The organism is Vibrio sp. HA2012 (assembly GCF_002812955.1).
Classification (GTDB): Bacteria; Pseudomonadota; Gammaproteobacteria; order Enterobacterales; family Vibrionaceae; genus Vibrio.
In genome coordinates this window covers 319,721-335,607 of sequence record NZ_PFXK01000002.1, presented here as the reverse complement: position 1 = coordinate 335,607, position 15,887 = coordinate 319,721, and the positions used below count along the sequence as shown (strand labels likewise).

Genomic DNA, 15,887 nt, shown 5'->3' with positions numbered 1-15,887 from the left:
GTAGTCATTTCTTACCCTTAAGCCAGTGCTAGTAATGCATCGCCAACCTGAACGGCGTCGCCTTCAGATACAGCCAGAGATTCAACTTTACCGTCACGTGCGGCTTTAATTTCAGTTTCCATTTTCATGGCTTCAAGAATCAGCAATGTGTCGCCTTCTTTTACCATCTGACCGACTTTGGCGTGAATTTTCCAGATATTACCCGCCAGTGGTGCAGAAACCGTTTCCGCATTACCGGATGGCGCTGCAGCTGGAGCCGCTGCCGGAGCAGTGCTTGTTGCTGCCAGTACTTCAGGATCCGCACCTTCGTTGATTTGAATCACAAAAGACTGGTTATTCACATTCACGGTGTAAATTGCGTTGTCGTCAGAAACCGCTTTAGCTGCTTTTGGTGCGGCATCAGCAGCAGTCGGTACAGGTTCAAACGCCGCTGGATTGTTGCGGTTTTCAAGGAATTTCCATGCAACCTGGTCGAACAGAGCGACCGTCAGAACGTCATCCACTGAGTTTTCAGCCAGTTCGATGCCTTTCTCTTTTGCTTTTGCCAGTACAGATTCAGTCAGGGTTGCCATTTCAGGCGCAATGACATCAGCAGGACGACAAGTGATGGCTTCCGCGCCATCCAGAACACGCGCTTGCAGCTCTGCATCGACAGGAGCCGGAGTCTGACCGTATTCACCTTTCAGTACGCCAGCGGTTTCTTTAGTGATGGTTTTGTAACGCTCACCCATAATGACGTTGATAACAGCCTGAGTGCCCACGATTTGTGAAGTTGGTGTTACCAGAGGAATATACCCAAGGTCTTTACGTACGCGAGGGATTTCTTCCAGAACTTCGTCAATACGATCCAGAGCATTCTGCTGCTTAAGCTGGCTTTCCATATTAGTCAGCATACCGCCTGGTACCTGAGCAACCAGAATACGGGAATCAATACCTTTTAGCTGGCCTTCGAATGCCGCGTATTTCTTACGCACATCACGGAAATAAGCCGCGATATGTTCGATTTTCTCCAGATCCAGACCGGTATCTCGTTCAGTACCTTTCAGTGCTGCAACGATAGATTCTGTCGCCGGATGGCCATAAGTACCACTCATAGAAGAAATCGCCGTATCAACACGGTCAACGCCCGCTTCAATCGCTTTCAGCAGAGTCATATCTGCCATACCCGCCGTTGAGTGACAGTGCAGATGCAGTTCAACATCCAGTTGTTTCTTCAGTGTAGAAACCAGTTCATAAGCCTCATAAGGAGACATAACACCAGACATATCTTTCAGTGCGATTGAATTTACACCACACTCTACCAGCTGTTCCGCCACATCAACCCAAGATTGCATTGTATGAACAGGACTGGTTGTGTAACAGATAGTACCCTGAGCGTGAGCTCCCTGACGGTTAACAGCCTGAATGGATTGTTTCATATTACGTACGTCATTCAGTGCATCAAATACACGGAATACGTCCATGCCGTTTTCTACAGCACGCTCTACAAATTTGTCTACTACGTCATCGGCATAGTGACGATAGCCAAGAATATTCTGACCACGGAACAGCATCTGCTGCTTCGTATTTGGCATTACTTTTTTCAGTTCTCTCAGGCGAACCCATGGGTCTTCACCAAGGAAACGAATACAGGAGTCAAACGTCGCACCACCCCATGATTCGAGAGACCAGTAACCGATTTCATCCAGCTTGGAAGCGATTGGCAGCATGTCATCCAGACGCAGACGAGTGGCGAACAGTGACTGGTGAGCGTCGCGCAGTACCACATCGGTGATGCCTACTGGCTTAATTGTTTTGGACATTGTAGATCCCCTGTAATCTTACGCTTGTTGACTAAGTTTTTTCTTGTGGTGATGCAGTGCTGCAGCAATCGCCGCAACCACATTATCCTCGGACTGTGCTGCCGAAGCTGAAGAAGCCGGAGCTTTTGCCGGTGGAGCCGGCGGAGCATATTTGATAGCGACTGTTGAGAGCAGGCGTGTGGCACCTACTAAAAGTGCAAGGAAACAGAAGACGAACCCCATGCCTAACAGCATTAGAGTCACGCCTTCAAGAATGATCGGACTTTCGTTCATGATGACTTCAAACCTATCAGTAAAAAATGTCCGGCCAGTCTAACTGAGCAAAGCATAGCTACTTCGTGAAGTGCATCATCCAATTGAAACCATTAAACGTATTAAATGGCGTTAATAAATTTTATTTTAAGTGCAAATTGTTCCTTATATAAAAAAGACAATTTCCGCAGATAATCAAGAATAATTTTGTGTATATCTATCTTCCGTCACTTTTTTCTACGAATAAAAATTAAATTTATTAACACCATTTAAAACACAAGCGCCACATTTTTTTGCATTGAAAGCCTCATCTCTATTTTTGTGTCCCGGTTAATATATGTACGTAAAGAAGAGAACCGTAAAGGAAGAATCCATGCCAAGTACAGTAACATTACGTGATGCGCATGAACAAACAGTGGCAAGAATTAGTCGTCAACAACGATTACTATCACAGCATGCTTTACCGCTGGTTATGGTGACAACTCACCTGCCTAAAGAAATAGCACATCATTCATACGCTAAAGAAATCTATGAAATTGCTTTCCAAACTGTTACTGACAAGCTTCAGGAATTAAATACGCGTATTGTTAACCGTGAAATTACTCATTCTAAAACCGGTAATGAAGCAACACTGGTCGTCGCAGGAATTGCTTCTTCCGAGCTCAAAAGAGCCATGATTCAAATTGAGAAATATCATCCGCTGGGCATGCTGATGAATATTGACATTATCAGTCCAGATGGAAAAACACTCTCTCGCAGTGCCAGCCAGATGGAAGCCAGAAAATGTCTTCTTTGTGATTGCGCAGCAAGCTATTGTGCAACAGCTCACAGCCATACCACAGCTGAAATTGAAGCTAAGGTACTGGAACTATTCGACGCATATTTTACTAAAGATGCAGTGGCATAAATAAGTTAAAGTAAGCGAATTCTCCACAGGAAAAGCCGGGCTCAGCTCATGGAGTCCGGCTCTTTCTTTTACTCCTTATCCTAGTCCTTTCCCAGTGACACACTAACCATAGCAATTAGCCCTTTAGGCAGGTTCTTTTTCAGCACCAGCCTGCCACCGTACGCCTGCGCTATAGAAGCCGTGATAGATAATCCCAGTCCAACATTAGAGCTGTCTGTATCCCGAGCCTCATTCAGGCGGGTAAACGGTTTAACCATTTCATCAAACAAGCGTTCATCAATACCAATTCCGGTATCGACTACCGAAATGGTCAGGCTCTGATGTTCTTTGTTAACCACCAGTGAAATCTGATTATCCTCTCCCCCATACTGAACAGAGTTATTCAGCAGGTTTTCGACCATTCGTCGGATACTCAGTGGCGGGATGTTCCCACTTAACCTTTGCTCCGGCTGATATTGGATAAGAACATGTTTATCTGTATATTCATCCACTATCGTCTGAATCAGGCTATTGATATCACAATATTGCCTATTTTCCATCCGGCTCTCTTCCCGGGCAAATTGCATGGTAGCCAGTAGCATATTTTCCATTACAGAAACCGTTCGCAGCATCTGCTGCTTGTCTTCACTCTCGTCAATAAACTCTAGCCGTAGTCTCAGTGTGGTCAGCGGGGTTCTCAAATCATGAGCTATCGCAGCTAACAGTTTGGTTCTGTCCCGAATATAATCTGCAAGCTGGGTCTGCATCGCATTAAAAGCCTGAATTGTTGGATAAAGGTCTCTAGCACTTTCCGGTTCCACCAGAAATACTTTTTTATTCATTGCAAAATTATCTGCTGCCTCTCTTAATTTCCCTACAGGCTTCAGTGCATGTTGGATAATAAGTAAAGAAATAAAAATAGTGCTGAGCATAACCCCTCCAAGAGAAAACAATACGCTCACAGACCAGCGGGTAATGTCTTCTTGTACCCCGGATGAAAAGTTCAGCCACGCGCCCGACTTCAGCTCTACCGCCCCTTCAACTGTCGCAATATATCCCAGTCTTATATTGTGTATGTCATGCATCGAATGACCAGAAAGCATGGCATTATGCATCTCGTTCATATCAACAGCCGGTCTGGCATATTGCACCATTGATAGATGAACCTGGTTGATACCTGCTTCATTCAGTCTCTTTATCAGTTTTTGTTCCGCATCACTGTTTATTTCTGTTGCTGAAATATGGGGGCTTGAACTGATAGATAATGATAGGTCTGAACTTCTGCTGGCACTAATAATTGAATCGTGTAATTCAACCGGAGTCCGGGAAAGAATATCCACCACAGAAATTACCCTCTGAACGGCTCCTGACGATGATAGCAAACTCATATTTTTCGAAGTTTCAGAAGAGAGCAAACAAAAAGAAAGGAAAAAACTCACTGCAAATCCGCTCAGTATTACTACACCAATCTGATGGATCAGCTTCTGTTTCTGGAACCAGCTAATCATGTCCGACCTCACAACTGAACTGGTATCCTCCCCCCCATATTGTTTTGATTAGTTTCGGAGTTTTAGGGTTCACCTCTATTTTTTTCCGCAAGCGGCTGATCAATGTATCAATCGCCCGATCATAGACATCACCACCCCGTCCCTGAACCAATTTCAGCAAATCTTCTCTTTTCAGCACCACATTCGGATGAGACAAAAACGCGACTAACAACTCAAATTCCGTTGATGTAAGACTCACCAGAGAGCCAGTAGGATTAAAAAGTTCGCGGGTTGTCGCCTCAAGTATCCATCCGGAAAAATGATACTTCAGCCCGCTAGTGGCAATCTGTTCATTAATATTAGGAATAGCAAAATGACGACGCAGTACAGCTCTGACTCTCGCCAGTAATTCCCGGGGGTTAAAAGGTTTAGAGATATAATCATCAGCCCCAACTTCCAGTCCGACTATCCGATCAATATCTTCCCCCAGAGCCGTCAGCATGATAACCGGAATATTTGAAGCAGCTCGGATCTCCCGACATAAAGTAACGCCATCTTTCCCCGGTAGCATCAGATCCAGAATAATCAGATCAAAATGACCATGACCTAACTGAGTATTCATCTCTTCACCATCAGCAGCGACACTGACCTTAAAGCCATGCTGAACCAGAAAACGTTTTAATAGTTCTCTAATTTCACTGTGGTCATCAACAACAAGAATGTTGTAGATCCTGTCCATCTGGTTACCTCTTACGGAAGCGATTTATTATCTATTATGCGGCTTTATCTCTCTTAAAGTGTGGCAAAGTATGTCAATGTTGTCATTTGTCATCAACTATCAGAAATTAAAGCAGTTACGACACACATAGAAACACCATTCCTGCTGTAATTACAGTAAAGAAAATACGCAAGAACAGAAGGAATATATGATGAAAACGACAACGAAAATTTTAACAATTCTTGGTGTGCTGGCTATTTCTGCCGGTGTTTATGCTCACGGTGGTAATGGTGATGGATTCGGTTTTCACCATGGAATGATGGATGAAGACAGCCCGCAGTATCAAACTATGCTTAAACTGCATAATGATCCTCAAGCCATGCGGGAATGGGCGGAAAAAATGCATGATGATCCAAACGCCATGATCGACTGGATGAAAGAAATGCATGCAAACTTTACCGGTAACGGCAGAGGATTTGCCGGTTGTCACAACTTCTGGTCAGACACAGATGACAACGACAGTAATAAGAAATAGCAACCAAAAATAGTATATCTGTTATGAAAAACCGGCTTCATCTTTGAAGCCGGTTTTTCGTTCTTACAAAGCTAAATAACTATCCAAACAAGTAGGCAATAACAAAGATCACCACCCAAAATATGACAATAAGTTTAACCAGCTTACCCATCTCTTTCTTTTCCGGGCCTCCGGCTGGTGGTCGATTACAACATCCCATGATCAATACTTCCTATACAAACTCATCTGCCCCTCTTTATTAAAGGCCACTACATTAAAGTCCTGATAATTTTTATCCCTAGATGCCATACCGGGAGAATACTGAGGCATCCCCGGAACCGCTATCCCGGAGATATCGGAAGGCCGTTCTTCCAGAAGGCGGGCAATATCAGCTTCCGGGACATGCCCCTCCACCATATACCCGTCAATAACTGCAGTATGACAAGAGCTCAATTGTGATGGCATGTCAAACGGATCTTTCACTGAATCTCGGTTATTCATCAGGTGAATATTCACCTCATATCCTTTCTCTTTCATTATGGCAGCCCATTGACTGCAGCAACCGCATGTTGGTGACTTATAAAGTTCAACTACAGACTTAGCAAAAGCGTTTGTACTCAGCATCAGCAGAAAAACGATAGTAATATTAAAAATCTTTTTCATCTTATTTTCCTTTATATTCAGACCATTATCTGACATCAATATCAAGAATATTCTGTTTATACTGCAACCGGATCACGCCAGGTTTAGTCATCCATTGAATGGCTTCGGTTGCGTACGGTTCCACAAATAAACTGAGCCCGGGACGAATAAATTCCAGAGACAGCTCCAGTGGCTCAAATGTCTTATTCAGAATCACCAACTGGCTGACGATTCCTTTGTCTACAGAGACTTTTTGATAGGACGATTCACTATCGATGGTCCACTCAACAAGCCGGGCTTGTCCCAGTGCCTGTAAATATCCGGCCAATAATCTTTTGTCTTCAGCGCTGAGCGCCTTATTCAGTAACTGCATCGTTGGCTCATGTTGAAGAGCATCATTAATTTGACTCAATGAGTGATTTCTGATGTTGCCACCGATATTACCTCCTCCCTGAGCAAACTGACCATGACAAGCCACACAGCCATAGCCACCTGCTGTACGGAATAACGTTTCAGCCTGTTTAAAATCAACATCATCCCATGTAAGAACGGGGATATTCTGGCTGAGTTCTTCAGAACTGACCTTATCATGTTGCTTTCCTTCATGAGCATTTGCTGTAAATACAAAAATACTTAGCAGAATCACACCACCCGTCAGTATATTCACAGACTTGGTTTTAAGAATGTTCACTCTATTTTTCTCCCAATGTATAAATGCTGACTATAAGAGTTCGCTTATACATATCACACCAAATTCACGGAAGTACCGTGTTCATTATAATTGGCCGGGCACTATGTATGCCCTGAAGAGGGATCAGATTATCGGGGGACGGTACAGTGTGCTCGCTACCGAATTGGCATGCTTGACTGTATCCCGGGGAATAAGAATAAGTGTAGACGTCTGATGAACAAGGCTGACTGTCTGAGAAGACATCAGCAAACCGGTGGCACAACTGACAGGGCAGCATTGATGGCTGGTGACAGGAACATCATCATTACAGCAATCGATTTCTGTTGCTATACTGTGCTCCTGAGAAGAAGCGCATGTAATACCACCACTATGTTCAGCCGCAGACATAGAAAACTCACTAACCGATACCTGGTCGGGCATTAAAGGAGCACCAACAGAAATACCGGATAGCACAAAGGCTACCAGCATCAGTCCTGTTACCCAAATTGTTGGGGGGGTTCTCTTATGCATTACAAGTTCTTATTAACTATCCTGTCAGATAAACTATCCATTACTGAAATGTGTCTGTCAAGTCTGGAATTAACCGGATACTCAGAACTCCCGAATCATTTTTTCCAGACAATCAATCAGAATATCTTCCTGCTCCCGGGAAATATTTCGAGTAAGATCTTTAATTAAATCCAGATGCAATAAATTGTGTTGCTGGTAAATAGCCAGCCCTTCATTTGTCAAAGCGACAACAATCGCACGCCGGTCTGTCGGATGAGGACAGCGTTCAATCAACCCTGCTTTTACAAGCTTCTCTATCTGAACAGTCAAAGTTCCGGTCGTGATACCCAATTTCTCTGCCAGTTCTTTCATCCTCAGAGACCCATGAGAACCCAGTACCTCAATAGTATGGATCTGAGCTAAAGAATAACCGGTTTCTCTGACTACCGATTGTTCCCAGGATGACATTTTGTCATAGAATTCAGTCAGCACCTTATTCAGATTATGTATATTTTTCATACTTCTGCCGGATGTATCTCAATTATAAGATGATAAATCTTATCAAACTTTTCTAACATCTGCTTATAATCATCCACTGACTTATTACTGTTCGATTCAATAATTATCGCTGCCGAGTAATGGTGACCGCTGATCTTCCAGATATGCATATCTTTCACCGTTGCTTCCGGAGCCAGTGCCTCGGCAACGGATTCCCGGTACGCCAGATCAATATTCTCATCCAGCAGAATTGGTCCCGTCTGTTTCATCAGCCCGATTGTCCATTTGCTGATCACCAATGCGCCCACGATCCCCATTAACGCATCCAGCCAGTACCAGCCGTAGAATTTACCAAACAGCAGCGCAACGATAGCCAGTACCGACGTCAGTGCATCTGCCAGCACATGCATATAAGCAGCTCTGAGATTGTGGTCGTGGTGATGGGAATGATGATGATCCTCGCCATGCCCGTGGTCATGATTATGGTCGTCCAAAAGGAACATACTGGCTACATTCACCACCAAACCAATTACAGCCACCATTATGGCTTCATTAAAGCGGATTGTCTCAGGATTAAGCAGGCGGTGCACCGACTCAACCACCATCAGCAGGGCCACAATTCCCAAAGCAATCGCACTGGTATACCCGCTAAGCACACTCACTTTACCGGTACCAAAAGAGAACCGGTCACTGTGAGCGTGTTTTTTTGCATACCGGTAGGCAAACAGAGTGATACAAAACGCAGCAGCATGCGTTCCCATATGCCAGCCGTCTGCCAGAAGTGCCATAGAACCAAATACCGTACCGGAAACGATTTCTACACTCATAGTAATAAAAGTCAGCAGAAGTACATAAACTGTCCTCTTTTCACCATCCACATTGTGAGCAACAAAGTTATGATTGTGATCTGTGGTAAAACGCATAACGACACCATTTTATTTGATTATCAAAATATCTAAATAGAGATTAGTTTGATAATCAAACATTGTCAATTCCTTAATGAATCTCGTCTCCTATTCCCTCATATTAAACAAACTATTTTTCTACAACCTTAAGTTTCCCTTAAGTTTCCCTTAAGTTTCGTTGTTTATCGTTGTAATCCCCGAAATCAAACGGAACAACAGAGGAAATTATCTTGGATAGGATCAAAAAAATTCTAGGGGTTACCTACCCAATTATTGCAAGTTGTCTTGCGGTACTCGCGATATTTACTCTATCCCGGATTGCACTCAGCCTGTGGATGTACCCCAGATTTCATGGTTTAAGTGACTGGGTTCATGTCTTTGTTAGCGGGTTGCGCGTCGACATAGCCTCAATCTGTTTTCTGTTTATTTTTCCAGCCCTGCTCACTACCTTACTGTCGTCTGACTCTGTTGTCGGCCGACTCTGGCACATTGTTCTGAGGCTTTGGATCACCGCCGGACTGTGGTTTGTTGTCTATATGGAAGTCGCTACTCCGCCATTCGTTATGGAATACGATTTAAGGCCAAACCGTTTATTTATCGAGTATCTGATTTATCCAAAAGAAGTGTTCAGTATGCTGTGGACTGGCTACAAGCTGGAGCTGTTTATCGGCCTGGTTACCAGTATCTTAGCCGTCCGGTTTGGCTGGAAGTGGTCAAAAAAACTCACGCAGAACCTTTCTTTTCCGAAATGGTACTGGCGCCCGGTTTTAGCCGTGCTGGTTGTTGCCATTGGTTCCTTAGGCGCACGTTCTACTTTAGGTCACCGCCCGTTAAACCCATCCATGGTTGCTTTTTCACCTGACCCGATGTTAAACGATCTGACGTTAAATTCCGCTTATTCTGTGTTGTATGCCGCTAATCAAATGGGGTCAGACGTTAGTGCTTTTAATTATTATCCGAAGATGAAAAAAGATGAGATCATCAACATTGTCAGAAACTCGATGCAACCGCCGACAACATCATTTGATGATCCAAAATCCCCTGCTGCGACTTACCATGAAGCGACTCAAAAAAGTCCATATAAGAATATCGTCATTCTTTTGCTGGAAAGCCACGGAGCAAGATATGTTAAAAGTCTGGGAGGCTTACCGCTTTCACCAAGTATTGATAAGTTGATGGATGAAGGCTGGGGGTTTACCAACATGTATGCGAGTGGAACCCGTTCTGTCCGGGGTATAGAGGCAGTCGTGACCGGCTTTACACCCACCCCGGCTCGCTCAGTGGTGAAACTGGCGAAAAGCCAGAATCATTTCTTTACCATTGCCGAGCTGCTTAAATCCTATGGCTACCATACTCAGTTCATTTACGGCGGGGAAAGCCACTTTGATAATATGAAAGGCTTTTTCCTGGGGAATGGTTTTGTAGATATGCAGGATTTTCCAACCTTTGACCACCCTAACTTTGTCGGGTCGTGGGGCGCGTCAGATGGCGACCTGTATCAGAAAGCAGATCAACAGTTCACCAAGCTGCACCAGTCAGGAAAGCCATTTTTCAGCCTGGTATTTTCGTCATCCAACCATACGCCTTTTGAGTTCCCGGATAGTCGAATCAAGCTTTATAACCAGCCAAAACAGACCCGTGAAAATGCGGTGAAATACGCTGACTTTGAGCTGGGAGAGTTTGTAAAAAAAGCCAAACAGTCAGAATACTGGAAAGATACCGTATTTGTCGCCATCGCGGATCATGATTCGCGCTCTAAAGGTGTGCTGCCCGTACCCATTGATCATTTCCATATCCCGGCGGTGATATTTGGTGGACCAGTGAAGCACAAGAAAGATAACAGACTAGTCAGTCAGATTGATATTCCACCGACACTGTTATCGCTGGCCGGAATAAGTTCATCAGACCCTATGATTGGTTTTGATCTAACTAAACCCGTTTCGAAATCACTGCAACGTGCCATTATGCAACGAGGGGAAAACTTTGGCTGGATGACCGCAAATAACGATGTCGTGGTAATACGCCCGGAACAGGGTATTTCAACCTATCACTATAATCAGGATGAAAATACGTTAACGGATGCTGAAGTGCCGGAAGATATTGTCCGTAAGGCGAACGCCAATGCATTGTGGGGAAGCCTTGCGTTTAAAGAGAACTACTACAGAACGCAATAGTTCAGATAAACAAGGGCGATCTATAGATCGCCCTTTTGGTCTTCGCAGCTACTTATCATTCGTTCAGGTTAAATAATTAAATCAACGTCGTAGCAGATTGTTTTTGAACCAATTGAAAGACAGACTTCATCACCCACTTGTTTACCCAGCATTGCCTGACCTAACGGCGCTTTAGGCGTAACAATAGTCACTTCGATAATATCGAAGGAAAAAGTAACACCACCAGCACAAGGTCCGAGGAAAAAGTACTTTTCCCTATCACCATCATCAATCAGCTTAACCAGCGCACCGAGTGAAATTTTCGAACCTTCTTCAAAATCGTTAACGATTAACGCTTGATACTGACGAATATCTTCTTCACACTCCTGAACTCGAATCGCCTGACCATGAGCCAGATAAGAGGCTTCAAGAGCTAGTGTGTCATACTTGTGCTCAGGGATCGTTTCTTCATCGGTCGCTGTATCGATCGCACGTTGGGTAGCACTTATTGCAACCTTATGAATGGCATAAAGCTGTTCTAATATTGTTTGTTTTAATTGGGATTTATCCATCACAGTATGAATGAAAACGCTAGCAAGGCTAGACAGCATAGATTTGATTACGAGTGGCGGCAATAGTTAGGATGAAAAATGATTGAACAAACTCTAAAACAGTACTTTGGATTTGACACACTCCGCAAAGGTCAGGCCGAGGTGATCCAGCATATTTTAGACGGCCAGTCCGCCGCGGCGATTTTCCCGACCGGTTCCGGAAAATCCCTCTGTTATCAGCTTCCGGCTCTGCATCTTCCTCATCTGACACTGGTTGTGTCGCCACTATTGGCGCTTATCAAAGATCAGCTTGAGTTTCTGCACAGTAAAGGCATTTCCGCCGCCAGTATTGACTCCACTCAGGACAGAGAAAGCACGCAACGCATCATGCAGCAGGCCAGAAGTGGTGAACTGAAAATACTGATGATTTCCGTGGAGCGTCTGAAGAATGAACGATTCCGTCAGTTTATTTCTCAGATACCTATATCTATGCTGGTTATCGATGAGGCCCACTGCATCTCTGAATGGGGGCACAACTTCCGGCCTGACTACCTAAAACTGCCGGACTACCGAAAACTTCTGAACATACCTCAGGTACTCTTGCTGACCGCGACAGCCACACCTCAGGTTATCGATGATATGAGCCGTAAATTCGACATAAATAAAGAGAACATTACGATAACCGGCTTTTATCGCTCCAACTTAACACTGAATGTCATCCCCTGCAGCGAAGACCAAAAATTCAGCAAATTGCAGTCCATCATTCAGGATGCGCCCGAATCGCCCTCTATCGTCTATGTCACTTTACAGAAAACGGCCGAAAACATAGCCGCCAGACTGCAGCAAAATGGCATTCGCGCCACGGCTTATCACGCAGGCTTAAAAAACGAGATCCGCGAATCCATTCAACAGCAGTTTATGCAAGGCTCAGCTCCTTGCATTGTAGCGACCATTGCTTTCGGTATGGGGATAGATAAAGCCGACATTCGGAGAGTTATCCACTACGATCTGCCCAAATCCATTGAAAACTATTCGCAGGAAATTGGCCGCGCCGGGAGGGACGGACAACCATCCGACTGCACGATTCTGGCCAATACCGATAACTTAAATGTATTAGAAAATTTTATTTACGGTGATACCCCCGACAGCTCGTCCATTGAGTATGTCGTTGATCAGGTATATGCCAGTACAGGCAGTTGGGAAGTGATGCTGAATCAGCTATCCCGTGACAGTAACATCCGTCAGTTACCACTGAAAACGTTGTTGGTGTATTTAGAACTGCACAATATTATTCAGGCTCAATACAGTTATTTCGCCGATTACCGCTTTAAACTTACCGACAGTGCAGAAACAATTGTTCACCGTTTTCAGGGTGAAAGGCGTGCCTTTGTTGAAGCCATATTCCAGTGTTCACCAAAAGCCCGAACCTGGCACAGTGTCGATTTTGACGCTCTGTGGACGGCTTACAACGCTGACAGAAAACGGGTGATCGCTGCCATCGACTATTTCAATGAACAAGGCTGGATTGAACTGGAAAGCAAGCAAATCACTGACGTATATAAGGTAATCAATACACAGATGCCTAAATCAGAACTGGTGACGAATCTGTATGAGCTGTTTGCACAGAAAGAACACAGTGAAATTACCCGTATTCATACCATGATTGAGTTTTTCCAGAGTAAACTATGCCTGAGCTATTCATTAGCCAGTTATTTTGCCGACAACCACGCCCCGAAAAACTGTCATCACTGCTCGGTCTGTGCAGGCACGGTGGCTCAACTACCAGGACGAGAGCTCCCGCCTTTGGATTCCCGGCAGATATCGACATGGTTACAGCCATATCTTCAAGCTAGTAAAGCTTCATTGTCGGATAAAGCCCTGAGCCGTTTTCTGTGTGGCATTACCACGCCGTTAAGTACCAAATTAAAAGCCAGCAAAATGGACGGCTTTGGCAAGCTGGAAAAGTACCCTTTTGCTGAGGTCAATGAAAAAATAAAAGAGATAATATAGATGATGCGGGCCGCATAACCATACTCAGTCATGAATATCGCTATGCGGCCCTTTTCGACTCCGAGTCAGCTAGAGCATATCCTAGGGCGTGTTGACGTTTCATATATCGTCCTGCTGAGAGCGATTTTTTCTGATAACAAGGCAGAAATTGCAGTAACTAGTGGGTCTAATGACAAAATTTCTAACGCAGTTAGCAGGGAAAATAGCCTCAGCCCAAAGGGTGATGGCTGAAAAAGCTTTATTCGGCGTTACTCAATACTTATTTAGATGACTAAACATCGTATTTCGTGCCTTGACTAAAGACTTTTTCAGTCATCACAGGCTCGACATTGAAACGTCAACACGCCCTAGGTTTAACAGCCATATTTATCCGCAATATAGCTTTCAAATGTCACACACATCTCCTCATCAGAAATCGTATTAGTGCTCAGCACACGGTCACCATCAACGACCTTTATCGTTGCATTCAACGGCTCAATGTCGACCCGGTTCCGGAAAGCTAATGCGGCTATTTTCTTCTGCTCTGTATCCCACGCTTCTTCAGCAGACAGATTACATGCATCAGCAAGGTATTTGGCATTAAAGCCTTCCCCCGTCAGGCTTTCAATAGACTGATTATGAGACACGCTGTTTCCGTTATGCCAGTAATGTTTCGCCAGTAACGGACCGATTGCTGGGTTATCGGTCAGAAAGCCGAATTTCTCAGTGAAATACGCACGCGTCTGGTAGACCGCCATATGAGCAAGCAGATAGCCCTGATATGAGCAAGCCGATTCATCGGAAAGAAGGTGTGGAATCGCCATTAACGGACGAGGACTGCAAGCCAGACCCAGAACATCTCTTTCCATATCACGGGCAAGTTGAGTCACCCGCTCCGGTGTCAGCTCATCGTCATTCAGTTGGTAAAGAGCGCGTTCGAAATAAGGCACCACCAGAATGCTTCGTTCACCATAGGCTTTAAATGGCTGACGGTTCTCAATCATGCTTTTAATAATGTCATCCGAAACGGGTTGTCCTTCGGCGTTGACCGCATACTGTTTTAACCAGTCAGCATCCGTTAACAGACTATCGCAGAACATCGATTGTGTTTCCGCATAAGCCATCGACGTTGGCGCAAACTCCTGTGAAAAACAGGGGGCATTCATTTTCACGTTTGCGAAATGAGCGGCATGCCCGCCTTCGTGGAACAGAGTGTTGATTCCGTCATAACCACTGCCTACCTGATCTGGCTTAGCATTACTGGTGAAGTTAACCGTCGCAGCCACCCATTTACCCTGATCATAAAACGCCGGGACGGGCCCATGACAGAACCCGTTTTGATATTTTCCTTTACGATCCAGCAAATCAAGGGTCAGCTCAGCACCGGAATAATCAATGTTCAGACGCCCGAAAGACTCGACCCAGCGGCGTAGCGATTGAGAAAACGGCACATACGGGTCTAACTCCCGCATCACATCCCCGGCAAAGGAAAAGACAAAATTATGCCCTACCAATGCCTGCTCACCTTTGTCTTTCGCCAGCTTTTTCAGGCTGTTTTGGTGACTGGCACGGGTCCGTTGCTCAAAATCATCTAAAATTGTGAACAGTTCATCGGTCGTCATCTGCTCTGTTTTGACAATAGAGTAGTCAAAGAACGACTCATAACCGAAGGAACGCGCGAACTTGTTTCTTAACTTAACCAGCTCAAGAAAGCCATTGTGCAGCAACCACTGCTCCAGATCCAACAATGCCAGATGTGCTGACTGACGCACTGCCTCATTATCATTGGTACGAATAACCGAACTCAGTACCGGAAGAGAACCTTCGACTGCGTTGCCCTGTTCATCCATATAAGTCATTACATGGTTCTGTTTCTTTTCAAACAGATCCGCTTCAAACTTAATCAGCTTTTCTTTCAATACCCGAGCTTCGGCGCTTTGAATGGCATGTGCCTGAAACATGACCAACCAGCCTTTTAGCCCGGTGATTGTCTCTTCTTTCTCTTTGGGGTCAATAATTGATTCTGCTTGAGTAAGAACTTGTTCTATCTCTGAAATTTTATCCGGATCACTTAAAAAGTTGATCCATTCCATTTGAGCTTGTGCAGAACCCTCGTGATCGTCACTGGTTCCCATATAGGTTTCCCAGAAGAGATCCTCTTTTGTTCGATGGATAGAGAGGTAGTCCTTATTAAGACCCTCCAGATAGGTTGTAGCTGTCATAAGTACCTGCTTAAATCATTCAGTAAAAACCCGGCCATTCACTTATTTTAAATGTAAGTTCAACAAAAAAACCAGGAAGATTCAGTTT

At 44.6% G+C, this 15,887-nt stretch carries 15 protein-coding genes; 4 read left to right on the top strand and 11 right to left on the bottom strand.

What is annotated here, in order from left to right; genetic code table 11:
- Nucleotides 1-17: 17 nt before the first annotated feature.
- Nucleotides 18-1,802, bottom strand: a complete 1,785-nt coding sequence (gene oadA, locus CSW98_RS05340; RefSeq protein ID WP_100799426.1) for a sodium-extruding oxaloacetate decarboxylase subunit alpha — start codon at nucleotides 1,800-1,802, stop codon at nucleotides 18-20.
- A gap of 18 nt (nucleotides 1,803-1,820) precedes the next feature.
- Nucleotides 1,821-2,075 (bottom strand): OadG family protein, encoded by a 255-nt coding sequence (locus CSW98_RS05335; RefSeq protein ID WP_100799425.1) that lies wholly within the window; start codon nucleotides 2,073-2,075, stop codon nucleotides 1,821-1,823.
- A gap of 352 nt (nucleotides 2,076-2,427) precedes the next feature.
- On the opposite strand from CSW98_RS05335, the gene citX reads away from it, so the two are divergent.
- Entirely contained in the window at nucleotides 2,428-2,961 is a 534-nt protein-coding gene (citX, locus tag CSW98_RS05330; protein WP_157810337.1) for a citrate lyase holo-[acyl-carrier protein] synthase, read from the top strand.
- An 80-nt stretch (nucleotides 2,962-3,041) separates the two neighbouring features.
- Here the strand turns inward: citX and CSW98_RS05325 are convergent, their stop codons facing one another.
- Nucleotides 3,042-4,448: a sensor histidine kinase gene (locus CSW98_RS05325; protein WP_100799423.1), complete on the bottom strand. Its 1,407-nt coding sequence runs from the start codon at nucleotides 4,446-4,448 to the stop codon at nucleotides 3,042-3,044.
- Nucleotides 4,441-5,166: a response regulator gene (locus CSW98_RS05320; RefSeq protein WP_100799422.1), complete on the bottom strand. Its 726-nt coding sequence runs from the start codon at nucleotides 5,164-5,166 to the stop codon at nucleotides 4,441-4,443. Before CSW98_RS05320 ends, CSW98_RS05325 begins: the two co-directional genes overlap by 8 nt.
- Before the next feature lie 190 nt (nucleotides 5,167-5,356).
- Between CSW98_RS05320 and CSW98_RS05315 the strand changes: the two genes are divergently transcribed.
- Complete coding sequence (locus CSW98_RS05315; RefSeq protein WP_100799421.1) at nucleotides 5,357-5,680, top strand: hypothetical protein; 324 nt, start codon at nucleotides 5,357-5,359, stop codon at nucleotides 5,678-5,680.
- Between the two features lie 201 nt (nucleotides 5,681-5,881).
- Here the strand turns inward: CSW98_RS05315 and CSW98_RS05310 are convergent, their stop codons facing one another.
- The 5 genes from CSW98_RS05310 to dmeF all read right to left on the bottom strand — a co-directional run bounded on the left by CSW98_RS05310 (nucleotide 5,882) and on the right by dmeF (nucleotide 8,902).
- Nucleotides 5,882-6,322, bottom strand: a complete 441-nt coding sequence (locus CSW98_RS05310) for a DUF411 domain-containing protein (RefSeq protein WP_100799613.1) — start codon at nucleotides 6,320-6,322, stop codon at nucleotides 5,882-5,884.
- A 25-nt stretch (nucleotides 6,323-6,347) separates the two neighbouring features.
- Nucleotides 6,348-6,992, bottom strand: coding sequence for a hypothetical protein (locus tag CSW98_RS05305; RefSeq protein WP_100799420.1), 645 nt, complete (start codon nucleotides 6,990-6,992; stop codon nucleotides 6,348-6,350).
- Nucleotides 6,993-7,115: 123 nt separating this feature from the next.
- Nucleotides 7,116-7,502: a hypothetical protein gene (locus tag CSW98_RS05300; RefSeq protein ID WP_157810336.1), complete on the bottom strand. Its 387-nt coding sequence runs from the start codon at nucleotides 7,500-7,502 to the stop codon at nucleotides 7,116-7,118.
- 81 nt (nucleotides 7,503-7,583) lie between these two features.
- Nucleotides 7,584-8,000 carry a MarR family winged helix-turn-helix transcriptional regulator gene (locus tag CSW98_RS05295; RefSeq protein WP_100799418.1) on the bottom strand — a complete coding sequence of 139 codons (417 nt, stop codon included), beginning with the start codon at nucleotides 7,998-8,000 and terminating at the stop codon, nucleotides 7,584-7,586.
- A complete protein-coding gene (gene dmeF, locus CSW98_RS05290; protein ID WP_100799417.1) occupies nucleotides 7,997-8,902 on the bottom strand; it encodes a CDF family Co(II)/Ni(II) efflux transporter DmeF in 906 nt (301 codons plus the stop codon). The genes CSW98_RS05295 and dmeF overlap by 4 nt, the downstream gene beginning before the upstream one ends.
- 212 nt (nucleotides 8,903-9,114) lie before the next feature.
- On the opposite strand from dmeF, the gene CSW98_RS05285 reads away from it, so the two are divergent.
- The gene (locus CSW98_RS05285; RefSeq protein WP_100799416.1) at nucleotides 9,115-11,058 is read left to right on the top strand and encodes an LTA synthase family protein; all 1,944 of its coding nucleotides are present in this window, start codon (nucleotides 9,115-9,117) and stop codon (nucleotides 11,056-11,058) included.
- A gap of 68 nt (nucleotides 11,059-11,126) precedes the next feature.
- Here CSW98_RS05285 and CSW98_RS05280 read toward each other — a convergent pair whose 3' ends face one another.
- Nucleotides 11,127-11,609 (bottom strand): GreA/GreB family elongation factor, encoded by a 483-nt coding sequence (locus CSW98_RS05280; RefSeq protein WP_100799415.1) that lies wholly within the window; start codon nucleotides 11,607-11,609, stop codon nucleotides 11,127-11,129.
- A 78-nt stretch (nucleotides 11,610-11,687) separates the two neighbouring features.
- Between CSW98_RS05280 and CSW98_RS05275 the strand changes: the two genes are divergently transcribed.
- Complete coding sequence (locus CSW98_RS05275; RefSeq protein ID WP_100799414.1) at nucleotides 11,688-13,598, top strand: RecQ family ATP-dependent DNA helicase; 1,911 nt, start codon at nucleotides 11,688-11,690, stop codon at nucleotides 13,596-13,598.
- Between the two features lie 353 nt (nucleotides 13,599-13,951).
- On the opposite strand, the gene CSW98_RS05270 is transcribed toward CSW98_RS05275, so the two are convergent.
- Nucleotides 13,952-15,799: a M3 family metallopeptidase gene (locus tag CSW98_RS05270; protein WP_100799413.1), complete on the bottom strand. Its 1,848-nt coding sequence runs from the start codon at nucleotides 15,797-15,799 to the stop codon at nucleotides 13,952-13,954.
- Nucleotides 15,800-15,887: the final 88 nt, after the last annotated feature.

Bases quoted from the DNA above. Each gene is read 5' to 3' on its own strand.
- oadA (WP_100799426.1), bottom strand. From the start codon at position 1,802: ATGTCCAAAACAATTAAGCCAGTAGGCATCACCGATGTGGTACTGCGC.
- CSW98_RS05335 (WP_100799425.1), bottom strand. From the start codon at position 2,075: ATGAACGAAAGTCCGATCATTCTTGAAGGCGTGACTCTAATGCTGTTA.
- citX (WP_157810337.1), top strand. From the start codon at position 2,428: ATGCCAAGTACAGTAACATTACGTGATGCGCATGAACAAACAGTGGCA.
- CSW98_RS05325 (WP_100799423.1), bottom strand. From the start codon at position 4,448: ATGATTAGCTGGTTCCAGAAACAGAAGCTGATCCATCAGATTGGTGTA.
- CSW98_RS05320 (WP_100799422.1), bottom strand. From the start codon at position 5,166: ATGGACAGGATCTACAACATTCTTGTTGTTGATGACCACAGTGAAATT.
- CSW98_RS05315 (WP_100799421.1), top strand. From the start codon at position 5,357: ATGAAAACGACAACGAAAATTTTAACAATTCTTGGTGTGCTGGCTATT.
- CSW98_RS05310 (WP_100799613.1), bottom strand. From the start codon at position 6,322: ATGAAAAAGATTTTTAATATTACTATCGTTTTTCTGCTGATGCTGAGT.
- CSW98_RS05300 (WP_157810336.1), bottom strand. From the start codon at position 7,502: ATGCATAAGAGAACCCCCCCAACAATTTGGGTAACAGGACTGATGCTG.
- CSW98_RS05295 (WP_100799418.1), bottom strand. From the start codon at position 8,000: ATGAAAAATATACATAATCTGAATAAGGTGCTGACTGAATTCTATGAC.
- dmeF (WP_100799417.1), bottom strand. From the start codon at position 8,902: ATGCGTTTTACCACAGATCACAATCATAACTTTGTTGCTCACAATGTG.
- CSW98_RS05280 (WP_100799415.1), bottom strand. From the start codon at position 11,609: ATGGATAAATCCCAATTAAAACAAACAATATTAGAACAGCTTTATGCC.
- CSW98_RS05275 (WP_100799414.1), top strand. From the start codon at position 11,688: ATGATTGAACAAACTCTAAAACAGTACTTTGGATTTGACACACTCCGC.
- CSW98_RS05270 (WP_100799413.1), bottom strand. From the start codon at position 15,799: ATGACAGCTACAACCTATCTGGAGGGTCTTAATAAGGACTACCTCTCT.